General features: G+C 71.6%; 17 protein-coding genes. 11 read left to right on the top strand and 6 right to left on the bottom strand.

Going from position 1 to position 19,038, the window contains the following annotated elements:
* Positions 1-121: 121 nt before the first annotated feature.
* Entirely contained in the window at positions 122-1,342 is a 1,221-nt protein-coding gene (locus ACFWWR_RS30760) for an acyl-CoA dehydrogenase family protein (protein WP_383869190.1), read from the bottom strand.
* A gap of 217 nt (positions 1,343-1,559) precedes the next feature.
* On the opposite strand from ACFWWR_RS30760, the gene ACFWWR_RS30755 reads away from it, so the two are divergent.
* The 7 genes from ACFWWR_RS30755 (at position 1,560) to ACFWWR_RS30725 (ending at position 9,224) form a co-directional block, all read left to right on the top strand.
* Complete coding sequence (locus ACFWWR_RS30755) at positions 1,560-2,384, top strand: enoyl-CoA hydratase/isomerase family protein (protein WP_384306612.1); 825 nt, start codon at positions 1,560-1,562, stop codon at positions 2,382-2,384.
* Between the two features lie 146 nt (positions 2,385-2,530).
* Positions 2,531-3,163, top strand: a complete 633-nt coding sequence (locus ACFWWR_RS30750; protein WP_383869040.1) for a hypothetical protein — start codon at positions 2,531-2,533, stop codon at positions 3,161-3,163.
* Positions 3,160-5,736 carry a putative PEP-binding protein gene (locus ACFWWR_RS30745; RefSeq protein ID WP_384306609.1) on the top strand — a complete coding sequence of 859 codons (2,577 nt, stop codon included), beginning with the start codon at positions 3,160-3,162 and terminating at the stop codon, positions 5,734-5,736. Before ACFWWR_RS30750 ends, ACFWWR_RS30745 begins: the two co-directional genes overlap by 4 nt.
* Entirely contained in the window at positions 5,733-6,863 is a 1,131-nt protein-coding gene (locus tag ACFWWR_RS30740) for an acyl-CoA dehydrogenase family protein (RefSeq protein WP_383869034.1), read from the top strand. The genes ACFWWR_RS30745 and ACFWWR_RS30740 overlap by 4 nt, the downstream gene beginning before the upstream one ends.
* Before the next feature lie 45 nt (positions 6,864-6,908).
* Positions 6,909-7,328 (top strand): Zn-ribbon domain-containing OB-fold protein, encoded by a 420-nt coding sequence (locus tag ACFWWR_RS30735; protein WP_383869031.1) that lies wholly within the window; start codon positions 6,909-6,911, stop codon positions 7,326-7,328.
* On the top strand, positions 7,325-8,479 hold the full coding sequence (locus tag ACFWWR_RS30730; RefSeq protein ID WP_383869029.1) for a thiolase family protein: 1,155 nt from the start codon (positions 7,325-7,327) through the stop codon (positions 8,477-8,479). The genes ACFWWR_RS30735 and ACFWWR_RS30730 overlap by 4 nt, the downstream gene beginning before the upstream one ends.
* A gap of 34 nt (positions 8,480-8,513) precedes the next feature.
* Positions 8,514-9,224, top strand: a complete 711-nt coding sequence (locus tag ACFWWR_RS30725; protein WP_383869026.1) for an SDR family NAD(P)-dependent oxidoreductase — start codon at positions 8,514-8,516, stop codon at positions 9,222-9,224.
* A gap of 37 nt (positions 9,225-9,261) precedes the next feature.
* On the opposite strand, the gene ACFWWR_RS30720 is transcribed toward ACFWWR_RS30725, so the two are convergent.
* The gene (locus ACFWWR_RS30720) at positions 9,262-9,921 is read right to left on the bottom strand and encodes a TetR/AcrR family transcriptional regulator (RefSeq protein ID WP_383869023.1); all 660 of its coding nucleotides are present in this window, start codon (positions 9,919-9,921) and stop codon (positions 9,262-9,264) included.
* 140 nt (positions 9,922-10,061) lie between these two features.
* On the opposite strand from ACFWWR_RS30720, the gene ACFWWR_RS30715 reads away from it, so the two are divergent.
* Positions 10,062-10,670: a TetR/AcrR family transcriptional regulator gene (locus ACFWWR_RS30715; protein ID WP_383869021.1), complete on the top strand. Its 609-nt coding sequence runs from the start codon at positions 10,062-10,064 to the stop codon at positions 10,668-10,670.
* 112 nt (positions 10,671-10,782) lie between these two features.
* Here the strand turns inward: ACFWWR_RS30715 and ACFWWR_RS30710 are convergent, their stop codons facing one another.
* From ACFWWR_RS30710 to ACFWWR_RS30695, 4 genes are all read right to left on the bottom strand, one after another.
* The gene (locus ACFWWR_RS30710) at positions 10,783-12,195 is read right to left on the bottom strand and encodes a 2-oxo acid dehydrogenase subunit E2 (protein WP_384306607.1); all 1,413 of its coding nucleotides are present in this window, start codon (positions 12,193-12,195) and stop codon (positions 10,783-10,785) included.
* A 4-nt stretch (positions 12,196-12,199) separates the two neighbouring features.
* Positions 12,200-13,225: an alpha-ketoacid dehydrogenase subunit beta gene (locus ACFWWR_RS30705; protein ID WP_383869015.1), complete on the bottom strand. Its 1,026-nt coding sequence runs from the start codon at positions 13,223-13,225 to the stop codon at positions 12,200-12,202.
* A 5-nt stretch (positions 13,226-13,230) separates the two neighbouring features.
* A complete protein-coding gene (locus tag ACFWWR_RS30700; RefSeq protein WP_383869013.1) occupies positions 13,231-14,241 on the bottom strand; it encodes a thiamine pyrophosphate-dependent dehydrogenase E1 component subunit alpha in 1,011 nt (336 codons plus the stop codon).
* Between the two features lie 105 nt (positions 14,242-14,346).
* Positions 14,347-14,850, bottom strand: a complete 504-nt coding sequence (locus ACFWWR_RS30695) for a VOC family protein (protein ID WP_383869010.1) — start codon at positions 14,848-14,850, stop codon at positions 14,347-14,349.
* Positions 14,851-15,099: 249 nt separating this feature from the next.
* Between ACFWWR_RS30695 and ACFWWR_RS30690 the strand changes: the two genes are divergently transcribed.
* The 3 genes from ACFWWR_RS30690 (at position 15,100) to ACFWWR_RS30680 (ending at position 18,993) form a co-directional block, all read left to right on the top strand.
* Positions 15,100-16,374, top strand: a complete 1,275-nt coding sequence (locus tag ACFWWR_RS30690) for an aromatic ring-hydroxylating dioxygenase subunit alpha (protein ID WP_383869007.1) — start codon at positions 15,100-15,102, stop codon at positions 16,372-16,374.
* Positions 16,371-17,195, top strand: a complete 825-nt coding sequence (locus tag ACFWWR_RS30685; RefSeq protein ID WP_383869004.1) for an SDR family NAD(P)-dependent oxidoreductase — start codon at positions 16,371-16,373, stop codon at positions 17,193-17,195. Before ACFWWR_RS30690 ends, ACFWWR_RS30685 begins: the two co-directional genes overlap by 4 nt.
* A 61-nt stretch (positions 17,196-17,256) precedes the next feature.
* The gene (locus ACFWWR_RS30680) at positions 17,257-18,993 is read left to right on the top strand and encodes a PEP-utilizing enzyme (protein WP_384306604.1); all 1,737 of its coding nucleotides are present in this window, start codon (positions 17,257-17,259) and stop codon (positions 18,991-18,993) included.
* Positions 18,994-19,038: the final 45 nt, after the last annotated feature.

Genomic DNA, 19,038 nt, shown 5'->3' with positions numbered 1-19,038 from the left:
CGACGGGTGGGGGGCCAGGTTACTAGGACGTCCTAGTAAATTACTAGGACGTCCTAGTATCCCTAAGCTTGACTGTAGTCAATGACAAGAAACTAAGGCGACGGCACAGGCCGACGCCCCGTCAGGAGCCGGCGGATCCGGCCGGACGCGGCTGCCGGTACGGCTTCACCGCGCGGCGCGCGATGGCGAAGCGATGGGTCTCGGACGGGCCGTCGTAAATGCGGAACGGCCGTACCTCTCTGATCAGGCGCGCCAGCGGGGCGTCCTCGGCCGAGATGCCCAGCGCGCCGCAGATCTGCACCGCCCGGTCGACGATGCGGCCCACCGCCTCCGCCACGAAGACCTTGGACACCGAGGAGAACTGCGCGGCACTCGCGGTGCCGTTGTCCAACTCCCAGGCGGTACGCCAGATCAGCGCGCGGCTCGCCTCGATGTCGATCTCGGAGTCGGCCACCATCTGCTGCACCATGCCGAGATCCCCCAGCAGCGAGCCGAAGGCCTCGCGGGTCCCGGCACGCTCCAGGGCGACGTCCCGGGCGCGGGTCGCGGCGCCGAGCCAGCGCATGCAGTGCGTCAGGCGGGCGGGACCGAGGCGGACCTGGGCGTTCTCGAAGCCCCGGTGCACCTGGCCGAGGACCTGGTCCTCGCCCACCACGCACTCCTCGAACACGACCTCGCTGTGCCCGGCGAAGAGGCTCTCGTCCAGCGTGTGGATGTTCCGGACGATGCGCATGCCCGGGTTGCCGGCGTCGACGAGGAACATGGTGGCGCCGCCCGAGCCGCCGGGGCTGCCGTCGGTGCGGGCCATCACGATGGCGAAGTCGGCGCCGCTGGCCCCGGTGATGAACCACTTGCGCCCGTCGATGCGCCAGCCTCCGGGGACCCGTACCGCAGTGGTCCGCAGCGCACGGGGATCGGAGCCGGCGCCCGGCGCCGGTTCGGTCATCGCGAAGCACGAGCGGTACTCGCCGGCGGCCAGCGGGCGCAGATAGCGGGCCTGCTGCTCCTCGGTGGCCACCTTCTCGAGCAGGTGCATGTTGCCCTCGTCCGGGGACGCGCAGTTCAGCGCCAGCGGGCCGAGCACGGAGTACCCGGCGGCTTCGAAGACCACCGACTGCCCGCGCAGGTCGAGCCCGTGTCCGCCCCACCGCTTCGGGACGTGCGGCGCGAAGACGCCCGCCTCGCGCGCCCCCTTCTGCAGGGTTTCCCGCAACGCCTGCGGGGCGTCGTGGACGGACCCGCCGCATTCACGCTCGGCCGGGATCACCACGTCGCGGACGAACTCGGCTGTGGCCTCGGCAAGCCGGGCGACCGACGGATCGACATCGAACTGGATCGGCATGGTTCCTCCCGCCGACAGGCGTACGGGCGCCAGTGCCCGTCGCATCGCCGAAACTGTACAACGGGTCAAGTATCTAGCCCACCACACCTACGAAGACTGCTGTGCGACATGGCTCACTCGGCGAGAGCGCAGACCAGCCCATTGCCGAAACTGTAGAGCGGGACCAGTATGTGAGCGCCATTCTCAAGCAGGTCCCGATGACGGGAGAAGACCTCCGATGAGCACCCAGCCGGTCCGGGTCGTCCGCCACTCCGACGGAGTCGTCGAGCTGTTGCTGGACGACCCCGGACGTGGAAACGCCCTGGATCTCCCCACCGCCGAGGCCCTGCGCGACGCGGCCGCCGCAGTCACCGCGGATCCGGGCGGCGCCGTCCTGCTCCGGGCGGCGGGCGGGAACTTCTGCGTGGGCGGTGACCTGCGAGCCTTCGCCGGACGAGGGGCGGACACCGCCTCCTATGTCCACGCGGTCGCCTCCGCCGCGCACGAGGCCGTGCAGGCCTTGCACGAGCTGCCCGTGCCCGTGGTGGCCGCGGTGCGCGGCGCGGCCGCGGGCGGTGGAATCGGGCTGGCCCTGGCGGGCGACGTCGTGGTGGCGTCCAGGTCGGCGCGCTTCCGGCTGGCGTACACGGCGATCGGACTCACCCCGGACTGCGGGGCCTCATGGATCCTGCAGCGGCTGCTGGGCCCTCGGCGGGCCGCGGACCTGATCCTCACCAACAGGGTCCTGACCGGCGAGGACGCCGAGCGGTGGGGGCTGGTGTCCCGGGTCGTGGAGGATGCCGAGCTGGACGACACGGCGTACCGGACCGCCGCCGAACTGGCCGCCGGCTCCGGTGCCGCACTGCGGGCCGCGAAGGAGCTGCTGCGGGTGGGCGCCGAGGCGCCGCTGGAGAAGCACCTCGCCGAAGAAGCCCGCTCGATCGCCGCTCTGGCGGGCGGCGCGGAGGCCCAGGCCGCGATGGAGTCGTTCCTGGCCACCCGGTCTCGCGGCAGGGCACCTTCCGCGCGGTCGGCAGCGGAGAAGTCGCAAAGTGTTTCTTGAGTACCTCTTCACTAACAGGGCCGCTCGGGCGTAACCTCCGGGCAACACAGATCGCAGTCCCCTGCGACGCCCACCCATCGCAGTCCCTGCGACCCGGCAACTGTCGCCGCGCGGCTTGAGCCCGCGCCCCACAAGAAGGTGTGGAGATGCATTCTGCTGCCGCGGAGCGGACAGACACGCTCGACAAGTCCCTCACCGATGCCGTCATCGACCTCGTCCTGCGCGGTATGTGGCGCGGCGTACCAGAGGCGCAGTACCGCCCTCTGGTCGATGCCGGGCTCGCCATGGTGAAGGGCCCGATGGTGCTGCCCACCGAGTACGCCAAGAACGCCGCGGCCAAGGTGCTGCGGATTCCGGCGGGCTCGGAGCTTCAGGACCAGATCAACGCGGTCTACGAGGCGTTCCTGCCGGTCAACAGGAAGGTGCGCGAGGTCTGCACGGCCTGGCAGTGCCGCCCGGACGGCAGCGTCAACGACCACAACGACAGTGTCTATGACGCCGAGGTGCGCGAGATGCTGGAGGACGTGCACGAGGCCATCCAGCCGGTGCTGCGTCGGCTGGAGCGGCTGCTGGCGGGCAGCGGACGGTATCTCACCGGCCTGGAGGAGGCGCTCGACCGGTTCGACGACGGCGGCGCCCAGTGGCTGGCCTCCCCGCTGTGCGACTCGTACCACACGGTGTGGATGCGGCTGCACCAGGAACTACTGCTGGTCCTCGGGATCAGCCGGGCCGACGACGAGGCCCTCGAGGAGAAGCTGGTCCGAAGGAGCCGAGGTTGAGCATCACCGACCGACAGGCGGGCACTGTCGCTCAGCCGCAGGCCCCCGGTCTCACCCTGGTGCCCTACGGCCAGGGACGGATCCGCGGACTGGACGCCGATGAGCTGGGCGCGCACGGCATCGCGATGGACCGGCTGGTGGCCCTCGGGCTGCCGGTGGTCCCCGGGCTGACCGTGCCCGCGGGCTCCGCGCGGGCACTGGGCGAGCCCGGCACCGCGCGGGCGGCCGTCGAACTCGTCGAGCAGTTGTCGGGACGCCGGGTCGGCGACGCCGCCCGGCCGCTGCTGCTGCGGCTGTCGGCGAGCGCGCCCGGCGAGGTCGCCGGGCTCCCGCCCGACCTCGCCTGTCTCGGCGCCACCCCCGGCAACGCCCTGGACCTGAGCACCGTCATCGGCCGCGCGGACGGACTGTACGAGGTGTGGGCCGCCACGGTCCGGATGATCGCGGAGTACGCCCTCGACATTCCGGCCGCCGTGCTCGACGACGCGCTCCTCGACGCCCCGGAGCCCCGCGCCCGGGTCGAGGCCCTGCTGTCCCTGGTCGCACACCACGCCGAGCGACCCTTCCCCGACGACCCGGCCGAGCAGCTCGCCCTGGCCGCCCGGGCGGTCCTCGCCCGCTGGGACTCGCCGCGCGCCAGAAGGTCGCGCAGGGCCCAGAAGCTCCCCGCCGACCTGGGCATCGCCCTGCACGTACAGGCACTGCGCGTCGGCCCCTCGGACCGCTCCGGCTACGGCACGGCGGTCAGCCGCCACTCCGAGACCGGCCGCTTCTCTGCCGAGGGCTCGTTCTTCCGGGGCGTGCGCCGCAGCGCACCGCCCCCGCACACCGGCGAACCGCTCAAGAAGCTGACGGCGGGCACGACCCTCCTCGAGCATTCGCTGCTCACCCTCGAGCGTCATCTGCACGCACCGGTGTCCGTCGACTTCGAGGTGCGCGACGGCGAGATCTCCCTGCTCGCCGCCTCCGTGCAGAGCCGTCCGCCGCTGCGCGCCTCGGTGTGCCTCGCGGCGGACCTGGCCCGGGACGGCGCTCTGGAGAAGGAGGACGCGGTACGGCGGATCTCTCCCACGCAGGTGCAGGAACTGCTGCACCCGCAACTGAAACTGACCGGTGACGAAGACCTCCTGGTCCGCGGGCTGCCCGCGTCCCCCGGGGCCGCGACCGGTGTCGTCGTCCTGTCCAGCGAACGCGCCCTGGAGCTTGCCGCCGAGGACACGCACGCCGTTCTGGTGATGCACGAGACCACACCGGCCGACGTCCCCGGGATGCTGGCCGCCGCCGCGGTGCTCACCGGCAGCGGGGGCATCGCCTCGCACGCGGCAGTGGTGGCACGCGGCGCCGGTAAGCCGGCGGTGTGCGGTGCCGAGGGACTGCGGGTGGACCGGGCGGCGGGCACGGTCCGGATCGGTGACCGGGTGCTGCACGAGGGTGACCCGGTGTCGCTCGACGGCCGCACCGGTGCCGTCTACGCCGGAACGCTGAGCATCAGCGTCGTCGGCCCGCCGCCGGAGCTGTCCACCCTGCTGGAGTGGGCAGACGACGTGCGGCGCCTCGGAGTACGGGTCAACGCCGACACCGCGGCGGAGGTAAACACCGCCGTCGCCCTCGGCGCGGAGGGGGTGGGCCTGTGCCGTACGGAGCACCAGTTCCTCGGCGAGCGGCTGCCACTGATCCGCAGCGTCATCCTGGCGGCCGACCCGGCCGCCCGCGACGAGGCACTGCTCGCCCTGGAGCACGCACAGCACGAGGACTTCACAGCGCTGCTCGCGGCGGTCGGCGACCGCCCGGTCACCGTGCGTCTGCTGGACGCGCCGCTGCACGAGTTCCTGCCCGCTCCGGGAGAGTCCGGGGACGAGGCCGCGGAGCAGCGGGCGGCGTCGCTGCGGGAGGCCAACCCGATGCTCGGGCTGCGCGGGGTACGTCTGGCGCTGCTGCACGAGCGGCTGTACCCGGCACAGGCGGAAGCGCTGTTCTCCGCGTGGGTCGATGTCGCCGCGACCGGCGTCCGGCCCCAGCTTGAGGTGATGATCCCGCTCGTCAGCATGCCGGAGGAGCTTCAGGCCGCGGCCGCCTTCGTCCGCGAAGCCGCCGCGACGGTGGCCGCCCGCACCGGCGTGGAGGTGCCGTACCGGCTGGGCACGATGATCGAGACTCCGCGGGCCGCCCTGATGGCCGCCGAACTCGCCGAGCACGCCGAGTTCTTCTCCTTCGGCACGAACGACCTCACCCAGCTCACCTACGGCTTCTCCCGGGACGACGTGGAACGCCAGGTGCTCGCCTCGTACCAGGAACGCGGATTCCTCACCGCCAGCCCCTTCGCCCGGCTCGACCCGCACGGCGTCGGCGCGCTGATCGCCCTGGCCGTGGAGCGGGCGAGGAGCGTACGGCCGGACATCAAGCTCGGCGTGTGCGGTGAGCACGGCGGGGACCCCGAGTCGATCGCGTTCTGCGACGACCTGGGACTGGACTACGTCTCGTGTTCCGCGCACCGTGTGCCGGTCGCCCGCATGGCGGCGGCACACAGCGTGCTGCGCGGGCGTGGGAGCGAGCGGAACAGGACAGCGACATGACCACTGTGACCGACCCCGCAGGCGAAGTGACCGAGGCCTCCGAGTCCGAACTGGAGGACCTGCGCGAGACCGTGCGGTCGGTGTGCGCGGACGCGGGCGGCATCGCGGCGGTGCGCTCGCTCGACGAGCACTCCCCCGGCATCGACGCCGACCTGTGGGACACCCTCGGCCGGCAGGTGGGTCTCGCGGCCCTCGGCCTGCCGGAGGCCGTGGGAGGCATCGGCGGCCTCGCGGAGATCGCCGTGGTCTGCGAGGAACTCGGCAGGACGCTGGCGCCCGTGCCGTTGTTGTCCTCCACCGTGCTGGCCGGGCAGGTGCTCGCCGGCTGCGGGACCGCCTCGGAGCCGCTGACGAAGCTGGCCGAGGGCCGCGTGCACGCACTCGCGGTGGCGGCACCCGACGGTGTCTGGCGACCGGACGCCGTGCCGGTGGGCGTTACGTGGCGAGGCGGTGTCGCGGTGCTCGACGGCACGGCGCCCTTCGTACTCGACGGGGCCGACGCCGAGGCTCTGGTGGTCGCGGCCGCCGGTCCCGACGGCGTGGACCTGTTCCTCGTCGACCCGCGCGAGCCGGGCGTGACCGTCCGCCGGGTGCCCACCCTGGACCTGAGCCGCGGCCAGGCGGTGCTGACGTTCTCGGGTGCCCGGGCTCGTGCGCTGACCGCCGGGGGCGAGGGGACGGAGGTCGTCACCCGCGCCCTCGACACCGCCCTGGTGGCACTGGCCGCCGAGCAACTCGGCGGCGCCCAGGCCGCGCTGGACATGACCGTGGCGCATGTGCGGGACCGTACCCAGTTCGGCAGGGCACTCGGAAGCTTCCAGGCGGTCAAGCACACCTGCGCGGACATGCTGCTCCAGGTGGAGTCCGCGCGGTCCGCGGTGGTACGAGCCGTCCGTGCGGCCGGATCGTCCCCGGAAGCGCTCGCGGAGGCTGCCGCGGTGGCGCAGTCCTGGTGCGGCGAGGCGTTCACCTTCGTCGCGGCGGAGTGCGTCCAGCTGCACGGCGGCATGGGCTTCACCTGGGAGCACGACGCGCACCTCTACTTCCGGCGCGCGCAGTCCGACGCCGTACTGCTGGGCGGTACCGCGCACCACCGGGAGCGGCTCGCCGGGCTGCTGGGCTGGTAGCCCGCAGCCCGTGGCCCGTAGCCGGCACAAGGACAGGACGACAGCATGACCACCAGACTCATCGACGACGGCCTGTTCGACGGCTCGGACTCCCCGCGCCTCGTGGGGGCGCGCTGCTCCGCATGCGGCACCGTCGTCTTTCCCCGGCAGGACTCCTGCCCCAGGTGCTCGGACGGGACCATGTCCGCGCATCCCCTGCCGGTGCGGGGGCGGGTGTGGTCGTGGACGCTGCAGGCGTTCCCGCCCAAGCCGCCGTACCGGCCGCCGGCCGGCGGTTACGAGCCGTATCACCTCGGCTATGTGGACCTCGGTGACGTGCTGGTCGAGGCGCGGCTGGAGGTGTCCCGTCCCGAGATACGGATCGGGCTTCCGGTCCGGCTCACCACCGTGCCCGCGTACCAGGACGAGGACGGGACCGACGTACTGACGTTCGCGTTCCGTCCCGATCCGGGAGGACAGCGATGAGCCGGGCCGACGAGGTCTACGTGGTCGGCTGCGGGATGCATCCCTTCGGCCGCGACGAGTCCGTCACCGGGATGGACATGGCGGTACGGGCGGTGCGGGAGGCGCTGGCCGACGCCGGTGTCGCCTGGGAGGACATCGGGTACGCGGCGGGTGGCTCCGACGTGTCCGGCAAGCCCGACACCCTGGTGGGCCGACTGGGGCTGACCGGTGTGCCGTTCGTCAATGTGCAGAACGGCTGCGCGACCGGCGCCTCTACGGTGCTCGCGGTGGCCAACGCGCTGCGGGCGGGCGAGGCGTCGGTGGGACTGGCCGTGGGGTTCGACAAGCACGAGCGGGGCGCGTTCCATGTGTCGGCGGCCCGTTACGGTCTCGCGGACTGGTACGCGGAAACCGGGATGATGCTGACGACCCAGTTCTTCGCCCTCAAGACGCAGCGCTATCTGCACGAGTACGGAATTCCGGAACGGGCGCTGGCGATGGTGGCCGCGCGCGCCTTCCGCAACGGCTCCCGCCACCCTCTGGCGTGGCGGCGCAAGGAGCTGACGGAGGAGGAGATCCTCCGGTCCGCCGAGGTGAGCCCGCCGCTCACCCAGTACATGTTCTGCTCCCCGGGTCAGGGCGCGGCCGCGCTGGTGCTCGCGCGCGGCGACCGCGCGTTCGACCTGTGCGAACAGCCGGTGAAGCTGGCCTCGTTGGCCTTCCGGACCAGGCGGTTCGGCTCGTTCGAGGTGTTCTCGCCCTGGCTTCCGCCCGGACCGCACCGCAGCCCGAGCGTCGACGCTGCGGAGGCGGTGTTCCAGGGGGCCGGTCTGCGGCCCGCCGACGTGCAGGTGGCCCAGCTGCAGGACACCGACAGCGGCTCGGAGTTGATCCACCTGGCGGAGACCGGACTGTGCGAACACGGCGAGCAGGAGCGGCTGCTGGCCGCGGGCGACACCGACCCCACGGGCCGGATCCCGGTCAACACCGACGGCGGGTGTCTGGCGGGCGGCGAACCGGTCGGCGCCTCCGGGCTGCGCCAGTTCCACGAGGTCGTACGGCAGTTGCAAGGCCGCGCGCCGGGCGTGCAGGTGCCGGGCGGTCCCCGGGTGGGCTTCACCCATGTGTACGGGGCGCCCGGGATCAGCGCGTGCGCGGTGCTGACTCTCTGAACGGCGCGGCTGCGCACAACCGAGGAGAATCGCCATGAACGAGCCAAGAACCGCCCTGGTCACCGGCGGCGCGCGCGGGATCGGCGCGGAGATCTGCCGACAGCTCGCGCAGCGGGGGCTGCGGGTCCTGGTCGGGGCACGGAAGCGGGAGGCGGCCGAGGAGGTGTGCCGGTCCATCGGCCCGGCGGCGCTGCCGCTCGTCCTGGACGTGGGTTCCGCGGCGAGTGTCACCGAAGCGGTGCGCGAGGCCGGGGAACTGGTCGGCGGCGGGAGCGGGATCGACGTACTGGTGAACAACGCCGGGGTGTCCCTGGACGGCGATCTGCGGCCGCCGTACCTCGACGAGGACGTCCTGCGCGCCACCCTGGACATCAACCTCGTGGGTGCCTGGCGCCTGGCCGAGGCCGTCGTCCCGGGCATGGTGCGGGCCGGTTACGGGCGGGTGGTCAACCTCACCAGCTCGTACGGCTCGCTGGCGCTGATGGACTCCGGCCGGCATCCGGCCTACCGCGTCTCCAAGACCGCGCTCAACGCCCTGACCCGGATGCTCGCGGGCGAGTTGGCCGGCACGGGCGTCCTGGTCAACGCGGCCGACCCCGGCTGGACCCGCAGCGGCATGGGCGGCCCGGCCGCCCCGCGCGGGCCGGAGGAGGGCGCGGACACGCCCGTCTGGCTGGCGACCCTGCCGGAGGGCGATGGGACCACGGGCGGGCTGTTCGCCGAGCGCAGGCCCCTGCCCTGGTGATCCGGGAGTCCGAGCCCGGCCCGCCCGGCCGTTCGCGTCAGGCCGGTGTGGCCGTGGACTCGGCCTTCTGGTCGGCGGCCACGACGCGCAGCGCCAGAGACCTGACCGCCTCCTGCACGGACCCGGACGGCATCCGGGACAGCGGTCCGCCCTCGGCGCGCAGCGCGGTCACCAGGATGGTCGTACTGATGAAGGTGCGGACCGCGAGCGCCTGCGAGGCGTGCCGCGCCTTGGCCGCCCGCGGACTTCGGGCGGTGCTCTCGGGCAGATAGTCGTACGCACGCTGGATGTGCCGCTGCTCGAACTCGTCGCGCAGCAGCTTGATGTTGCCGTTGGCGGAGGCGATCTGGACCTGGTAGAGCCGGGCCTCGTCCGGGTTCTGCTCCACCCAGTCCCACACGGCGTCGATGGTGCGGATCAGGCCCTCGGCGTCACCCGGCTCGGTGTCCGGCCGGGCCGTCTCCACGACGGTGTTCAGTTGGTCGAAGACCCGCCGCATGGCGAGTTCGAGCAGCTCCTCCTTGCCGGCGAAGTGGTAGTAGACGGCCGTGGGAACCACCTGTGCCTCGTCCGCGATGTCCTGCACACTGGTCTCGGCGAAGCCGTTGCGGCCGAACACCCGGACGGCGGCACTGATGATGTGCTGTCGTCGCGAAGGACGGTGGGCGGGCTGTTTGCCGTTCGTGGTGGCCATCATGCTCCCTGGCGGTTGCCGCGACCGGTGCCTGTGGGCCCCGGCGTACTGACCATGTTATCCAGTTACTCCCGCAGGTCGAGCCCGTAAACCCTGGTACCCGCGTGGCTCTGGAGGACCAAGGTCACGGCATACTTGACACCATGACTACATCCGGAACCCGCGCAGCTCACCGCCCTTCGCGCAGGCAGTGGGTGATCGAGGCAGCCACGGAGCTGTTCGCCACCCAGCCTCCGGACGAGGTGACCGTGGCGGACATCGCGGCTCGGGCGGAGATGACGTCGGCCGCGGTGTACTACCACTTCTCCTCCAAGGACCAGGTCCTGGTGGAAGGTATGCGGGTGTTCGCCGACGCGCTGCGCGAGCAGCTGGAGACACTCACCGAGGCGCACGAGCCCGGCTCGGACATCGGTCCGACCGTCACGTCGCTGGTGGTCTGGCTGGGCGAGCACCGGTCCGCCGCGACCGTCTTCTTCGTCTCCTCGGCCGGGATGAGCCAGGAGGCGGAGGCGCTGCGGCACGAGATCCGGACGCAGTTGCTGGACGAACTGGTACGACTGATCCGCAAGGGCCGTGAACCGGTCACGGACGCGGAGGCTGCGGTGATCGGCCTGGGGGTGCTGGCGCTGGTCGAAACCGCGGCGGTCTCGCAGGTCCGGGGGGACGACGTCTACCGCTCTCTCGGGCACCGTTCCTTCCTCAGCGAGGTCGGCCGGCTCGCCGAGCGGATCGCCGATCCGGCGGCGGAGTAGCGGGACCGAGCAGCGGGACCGAGCAACGAAGCACGAGCGGCGGACCCGGGTAATGGCCGCGCCCGCCGACCGGATGGGTGGAAAACGGTCGACGGGCGCGGGGCCGGGGAGGTCAGACCAGAAGCCGCAGCGGTTTGCGCAGCAGCTCACCGACCGTGCGCAGGTACTCGGCCGCCGGTGCCCCGTCCACGGCGCGGTGGTCGAAGGTGAGGCTCAGGGTGAGCACCTGGGTCCGCCGCGGTTGTTCGTCCACCCACTCGACGCCGTCCCTGAGTCTGCCCACGCCGAGGATGGCGACATTGCCGGGGTTGATCACCGGGGTGAAGAAGTCGACGCCGTACCCGCCCAGCGAGGTGACGGTGAACGTGGAGCCTTCCAGCAGCGCCGGGGAGATCCGGCCGGACCGGGCGTTCTCCGCCAACTCCCTCGAGGTACGGGCCATTTCGGGCAGCGGCAGCTCGGCCGCGTCCTCGATCACCGGGACGAGCAGGCCGTTCGGCACCGCGACGGCGAAGCCGAGGTGGATCCCCTCGTACAGGTGAACGCCGTCCTCGAGCACCGCCGCGTTGAGCAACGGGTGTGCACGCAGGGCCAGTGCGGCGGCCTTCAGCAGGAAGTCGCCCAGGCTGGGCACCGGCAGGTCGCTGTCGGCCCACTCCTGCTTCAACTGGGCCCGCAGGGCCACGACGGCGTCCATCCGCACCTCGTAGCCGTGCGTCAGCTGCGCCATCTCCTGGAGGCTGGCGTGCATCCGCCGGGCGATGGTGCCGCGCATCCCGGTGAGCGGGATGACGTCGCCGGGCCGTGGTGACGCGGTGGCCTCGCGGGCCGTCGCCGGGGCCGGTGCCGGTGCGGCTGCCGGGGTGGCGGCGTCGAGATCGGCCCGCCGGATCCGCCCGCCCGCACCCGTGGGGCGTACGTCCGCGAGGTCGATGCCCCGTTCCTTCGCCAGGCGACGGACCAGGGGGGAGGTGGGGGTCACCGGGTCCGCCGACGGGGCGGCAGGCGGCTGTGCCGCCGGGGTGAGCAGGTACTCCTCCACGTCCTCGGAGACGATCCGGCCGCCGGGCCCGGTGCCGCGTACGGCGGTGAGATCGACGCCCGCCTCGGCCGCCACCCGCCGGGCGTTCGGCGAGGCCAGGAGGCGGCCCCCCGAGCCATGGGGACCAGCGGTGCCATTGAGCGACGGCGCCACGGAGGCGACACCCTCGGCGGCCGGCACCGCCTCCGAGCCGGGGGACCCGGGCGCGGCGGGCATCGGCGCGCCCCCCGGGCCCGGCGGCTGCTCGCCTTCGGCCAGCAGCCAGCCGATGAGCGCCCCGGCCGGAAGGGTCGCCCCGGCCTGGACGGCGGGGTGGAACAGTCCCCCGGCCTCCGCCTCGACATCCACGTCGACCTTGTCGGTCGCCAGCCGCAGCAGCGCTTCGCCCTCCGCGACGAAGCCGCCGGTCGGCACGAGCCACTCGTCGATCGTGCCTTCCTGCATGGTCAGGCCGATCTTCGGCAGCAGAACCTCGACCGCCACTACGTCACGACCTTTCGAGGAGACGACGGCAGCCCCGCACGATGCGGGCCTGGTCGGGCACATAGGCCTTCTCCAGCACCGGGGAGAACGGCACCGGGGAGAAGGGCGCGCCGATGCGCAGAACCGGAGCGTCCAGGTAGTCGAAGGCCGCGTCCTGGATCTGGGCGGCGATCTCCCCGCCGAGCCCGCCGAAGGTCACGGCCTCGTGGACCACGAGGACCCGGTTGGTGCGGCGCACGGAGGCGATCATCGTCTCGGTGTCCAGGGGCTGCACGGTGCGCGGGTCGATGACCTCGACCTCGATGCCTTCGGCCGCCAGTTCCTCGGCCGCCGCGAGGGCCTCGCCCACCATGCGGCCCAGGGCGATGACCGTGACGTCGGATCCCTGCCGCGCGGTGTGGGCCTGGCCGAGCGGGATGCCGTAGATCTCCTCGGGCACCTCGCTCTTGCTGCCCAGCAGGACCTTGTTGAGCATGACGACGACCGGGTTGTTGTCCCGGATCGCCGAGACGGTCAGGCCCTTGGCGGTGTAGGCGTCGCACGGCATCACGACCTTGAGGCCGGGCACGTGCGCGAGCCAGGCCTCCAGGCTCTGGCTGTGCTGGGCGGCGGCGCCGAGGCCCGCGCCCGAGGCGGTGGTGATGGTGAGCGGCACCGACACGGAGCCGCCGAACATGTACTTCATCTTGGCGGCCTGGTTGACGATCTGGTCCAGGCAGACGCCGATGAAGTCCATGAACATCAGGTCGACGACGGGGCGCAGGCCCCGGGCTGCGGCACCCACGCCCAGGCCGACGAGCGCGGCCTCGGAGATCGGGGTGTCGATCATGCGGCGGGGGCCGAACTCGTCGAGCAGGTTGTCGAACATGCGGAAGACACCGCCGTACCCGGCGACGTCCTCCCCGGCGACGAAGACGTTCTCGTCCTCGCGCATGACCTGCGCCAGGCCCTCGTTGAACGCCTTGACGTAGGTGAGCTTGCGGCCCGTGCCGTCCGGGGCAAGGGCCGGCGCTTCGGTGATGGTGGTCATGGCGGTCATCCCGAGTAGACGTTGAGGAGCAGGTCGGCGGTGTCGGGCAGCGGGCTGGCCTCGGCGTACGCGATGGCCTCGGCGATCTCGTCGCGGGTGCGCTGCCAGGTGTCGTCCAGCTCGGCGCGGGTGGCGGTGCCGTCGGCGATGGCCCGGGCCTCCAGCAGGTCGATCGCGTCGCGGGCCTTCCACTCCTCGACCTCCGCGTCCGAGCGGTAGGGGTGACGCAGTCCCTTGACGCCCTGGTGGTCGTAGTAGCGGTAGGTCTTGGCCTCGATGAACATGGGGCCCTCGCCGGCCCGGGCGCGTGCGACGGCCTCGACGGTGGCCTGGTGGACGGCGAGCGCGTCCATGCCGTCGACGATCACGCTCGGCATGCCGTAGGACGCGGCCCGCTCGGCGACGTCGGTGATCAGCATGTGCTTCGACTGCGGGGTGAACTCGGCGTAGCCGTTGTTCTCGCAGATGAACAGGACCGGCAGGCGCAGGATGGCGGCCATGTTGGCGCCCTCGTGGAAGCTGCCGATGTTGGTGGCGCCGTCGCCGAAGAAGGTGACGGCGATGTTGTCCTCGCCCCGGTACTGGGCGGCGAAGGCGGCGCCGACGGCGATCGGGACGCCGGCACCGACGATGCCGTTGGCGCCGAGCATGCCGAGGGTGACGTCGTTGATGTGCATGCTTCCGCCGCGGCCGAGGCAGGCGCCGGTGACGCGGCCGTACAGCTCGGCGTACATGTGCTTGAAGCTGACGCCCTTGGCCACGGCGTGGCCGTGTCCCCGGTGCGTGGAGGTGATCTGGTCGTCGTCACGCAGCGCCGCCATCACGCCCGCGGCAACGGCTTCCTGACCGACGTAGAGGTGGAGAAAGCCCGGCAGTTTGCCGGCCTCCATGAGTTTTCCCGCCTCGGTCTCGAACAGGCGGATGCGCACCATGCGCTCGTGCAGATCCTTGATGACCTGCGCGGATGCCTGGTTCGCGACCGGATCGGCCGACTTCTTCGATGCCCTTTGAGCCATCGTCCGCCCCTTCGCCCCGAGCGAGGTGTGTCACGCAATCGGACTTTGTTGTGCCGGTCTACAGTAACCAGCTTCGGGCACCTTACTGAAGAGGTTCTCTAATTACTACGCCTCCGACCGACCCGGCACCCGAACACCTCCGCGCCCGTCGACCAACTCCAGCGCGTTGCCCTCCGGATCCGCCCAGAAGCTGATGCGTCGACCGCGCGCCCACACGACGACCGGGTCCGACAGCGGCCGGGCTCCCCCTGCCGCCAGAGCCGTCACGAGGGGGTCCATGTCGTCCAGATGGAAGGTGAGATAAGACAGCCCCCGCCGTGCGGTCAGCGGCAGGGCGGGCTCTGCGGGGATCGGGGCGGACTGGGGCCGGATGAGCTTGACGCGCCCGCCGGACGGCACCTGGAGCCAGACGACGAGCAGTTCGCCGCCCAGCCCTGCCGGGATCCCGATGGACGCCGGGATGCGGGAGCGGTGCACCTCGAAGCAGCCGAGCACCTCGCGATAGAAGCGCTCCATCAGCTCCAGGTCCCGTACGACGACACCCGCCTCGAACGGCTCAGTCATGCGCGCCGGCATCGCGGGCACCGGATCGGTCCTGTCGTCGGCCATCACACCGCCTCCCCGTCGAGGGTGCGGCCATCACACTCCCGCAACTGGAGCTGGTCAATAGAAAGATCGCCTCACGTCTGGACCTTTTTGTCCGGGGCGAAGACGATGTGACCTGCGGGTCACGGAGCTGCCACTTCCGCAGTTTCTATTGACAGACAACACTTACCCCTGTTGTCGTGTCGCTCACAGCCCAGCTGCCGTACCAGAAACCCTTCCCGAGCTCGCGGCTGGAAGGATTGTGAGGACATCGTGGTCCAGACCAGTTCCCCGGAGATCCGGGCGGCCGACGCCGACCGTCAGCCGCCCCCTGCGCCGGAATACTCCTCGTGGATCAGCCAGGACCGGTCGACCGACCCCGCGTCCCTGGCGATGCGGCGGGAAGCCGCCGAGCTCGTCGAGCGCGTGATGGAGCACTACCGCGCCAACACGACGCACGAGGCGGACGGCCAGTGGACGGAACCCGTCGCCAACTACTACGACGCCGACCGTTGGCAGCGGGAGATGGACGCCGTTCACCGCACGGTTCCCCTTCCGCTCGCCATGTCGGCCGAGCTGCCCGGGCCGAACACCTACAAGGCGCTGGACGTCCTCGGTGTTCCGGTCCTGATCACCCGGGACCGCCAGGGTGTCGTCCACGCGATGATCAACGCCTGCCGGCACCGCGGAGCCAAGATCCTCGAGCCCGGCTGCGGCGTGTCGAAGCGGCTGACCTGCCCGTACCACTCCTGGTCGTACGACCTGGCCGGGGAGCTGCGGGGCGTGTACGCCGAGAAGACCTTCGGCGAGGTGCCGCGCGAGGGGCGCAGCCTGCTGCGGCTCCCGGTCGGGGAACGCGCCGGCATCGTCTTCGTCTCGCTGGACCCGGCGGCCGAACCCGACCTCGACGAGTGGCTCGGTGACCTGCAGCCGCTCCTTGAGGGGATGCGCCTCGCGGACTGCCACCACCACGGGACCAAGGAGCTGACCAGCCCCAACTGGAAGGTCACGCTCGACGGCTATCTGGAGACGTATCACTTCGCCTCGCTGCACCCGAAGACGGTGTTCGAGACGAACCTCTCCAACATGATGGCCCACGACACCTGGGGCCCTCACCAGCGCCTCTCAGCGGCCCTGCGCCCCATCGCACAGGCGGTCGAGCTGCCCCCGGACCAGCGCGACCCCGGAGAGTGCGTCGGAGCCATCTACTGGCTCTACCCCGGTCTCGCGATAGCCGGAGGCTGGCGTCACAAGATCGCCGTCTCCCTGGTACTCCCCCGCACGGCCACCGAGTCGGTCACCCAGCAGATCATCCTGCTGCGCGAACCGGCGGTCACCGAGGAAGAACGCCACGCCGCCGACCGCTTCGGCGAGTGGTTCTACGAAGTGGTCCGCGACGAGGACTACGCGACCACCTACGGAGTCCAGCAGGGGCTTGCGGCCCTGAACGGGACCGACTTCGTCTTCGGACGCAACGAGCCCGGACTCCAGCACTTCCACCGCACCGTTCACGCACACCTGGACAACACAGCAAGAGCCGCCAGGTGACCAACCAACAAGACACGCAGGAGAACAACATGGTGGCTACGGGCAGCCTCGACGGACGTGTCGCGGTGATCACGGGCAGCACACGCAGCATCGGCCGTGCCATCGCCGAGGCCTTCCTGGCCCAGGGCGCCACGGTCGTCATCAGCGGCCGTTCCGAACTCAAGGGCAAGCAGGCCCTGGAGGAGATCGGCGCCGGGGACCGGGCGGTCTTCCACCCCTGCGACGCCAACAGCCAGGAGGACATCGAGGCCCTCGCGGACTTCGCCGCGGAGCGCTTCGGCCGGCTCGACATCTGGGTCAACAACGTCGGCGGCACCTCGGGCTTCGCCCCCGTCCACCAGCTTAGCGACGAGGCCTGGCACGACGCCCTCAACCTGAACCTCAACGCCTACTTCTACGGCACCCGCCGCGCACTGGCGAAGATGCTGGAGGGCGGCTGGGGCCGCATCATCAACATCTCCTCCGTCGAGGGCAAGCAGGCCAACAAGCCGGCGATCAGCCACTACATCACCAACAAGCACGCCATCCACGGCCTGACCAAGGCGACCGCCTTCGAGTACGGCACCCAGGGCATCACCTGCAACGCCATCTGCCCCGGCGCCGTCGACACCGACCTGATGCGGGCCGCGGGCCCCGCCGCGGCCGAGGCCGAGGGCATCAGTTACGAGGTGTGGCTGGGCCGCTTCGCCGAGCACGCCGCCACCAAGCAGATCACCACCGTCGAGCAGGTCGCCGCGGTCGCCTCGCTGCTCGCGAGCGACAACGGCGCGGGCATCACGGGCACGCTGATCAGCGTGGACGGCGGTACGGCCCAGTGGTAGGCGCGGGAGCAGGAACCGGCGCAGTCGTACGGACCGGCACGGACAGCGGGAGACGCTCGGCATGAAGAGCTGGATCACTGACTGGCAGCGCAGCGAGCGTCTGCCCCACTACACCCGCGCCAACGCGGGCGAGACCCTGCCCGAGCCGGCCAGCCCGCTGGGCTGGTCCCTGGTGTGGGGGCGCGGCCTGCACGGCTGGCGCAACGGCTTCGTCGGCTTCGGCATCTACCGCGAGGAGGAGGTGGCCGGGCCCAGGCCGCCCTTCGTCGGGATGTTCGGCGGCTACTTCTACCTCAACCTCTCCCACATGCGGCTGTTCGGTATCCGCATGGGGCAGACCGCGGACCAGATCGACACGGCCTTCGTCGGCCAGCGCTCCGACACCCCGGTGTACGTGGCGCACCCCGACGACCAGGACGGGGAGCTGACGGCCAAGGCCGGGGCGACGGTCCAGCGGATGCTGGGGCAGAGCAACTTCCCCGAGGCCGACGCCGACCGGGACCGGCTGCGCCGCATCCGCCGTGAGCGGCCCGACCTGGCGCAGCTGTCCGACGCGGAGCTGGTGGCACACGCCCGCTCCCTGCTCGACGACGTGGAGATCACCTTCCAGCGGCACGTCGAGTCCTCGCTGCCCGCGTCCGTCGGACCGGCGATCCTCGGCCCGCTGTGCGCGAGCCTGGACCGCGCCGGCGCCATGCTGGACCTCATCGCCGGACTCGGTGACGTCGACTCCGCCTCCCCCTCGACCGGGCTGTGGACACTGTCCCGGCAGGTCGTGGCCTCGGCCGAGCTGACCGCACTGTTCGACCAGGGGCCGGCCGCGGTGGAGCGGGCGCTCGACGGGTCGAGCGGGGACGTGAAGGCGTTCCGTGACTCCTTCGAGGAGTTCCTGGCGGCCTCCGGCGACCGCGGCCCCAACGAGTGGGACATCCACGCGCTGTCCTGGGAGGCTTCGCCCGTGCAGGCGCTGGCCCTGGTCGACCGGATCCGGCACAGCGCCGACGACGACTCCCCCGCCGAACGCCACCGCCGGCTCACGGAGCGTCGTACGGAGATCGCGGCGGAGATCCGGGCGGCGCTCCCCGAGGACGTGCAGCCGATGTTCGACGCCGGAATGCACGCCTCGCAGGTGTGGATCCCGGCCCGCGAGCGGACCAAGGCCAACTGCGTGTCCGTCATCAACGAGATCCGCATGGCGGTACGGGAGTTGGGCCGCCGCGGGGTCGAGGCGGGACTCCTCGCCCGGCCCGAGGACGTGATGATGCTGCTGGACACCGAGCTCGACGACTATGTCGCCGCCCCGGACGCCTTCGGCCCCGTCATCGCCCAGCGGCTCGTGGAGTACGCCGGTCTGCGGGAACTGGAGCCGCCGTTCTTCATCGCGGCCGACGCGCAGACCGAGATCGACACCTGGCCGCGACGCAGCGACGAGGGGATCGCGACCGCCGCGGAGACCGACGTACTGACGGGCGTCGGCGGCAGCCAGGGCACCTACACCGGCAGGGTGCGGGTGATCTCCGACCCGGCCTCGTGCGAGGCGCTGGAGCCGGGCGAGGTTCTGGTGGCGCCGATCACGGACGCCGCCTGGACCCCGCTGTTCCTGGTCGCCGGGGCGGCCGTGGTGGATGTGGGCGCGCTCAACAGCCACGCCGTCGTGGTCTGCCGCGAGCTCGGCATCCCGGCCGTCATCTCCGTCGAAGGCGGTACCCAGCGGCTGCGGGACGGCATGGTGATCACCGTCGACGGCACCAAGGGCACGGTCACCGTGGACAGCGTCCCGGCGGCACTCGCCATCTGAACGGCCCGCGGGCCCGTCGCTCCTTCCTGACAGAGGGCGGCGGGC

This window comes from Streptomyces sp. NPDC058678, from assembly GCF_042714835.1.
In the GTDB taxonomy this organism is placed as follows: domain Bacteria; phylum Actinomycetota; class Actinomycetes; order Streptomycetales; family Streptomycetaceae; genus Streptomyces.
This window is presented reverse-complemented; position numbering and strand designations above follow the sequence as displayed.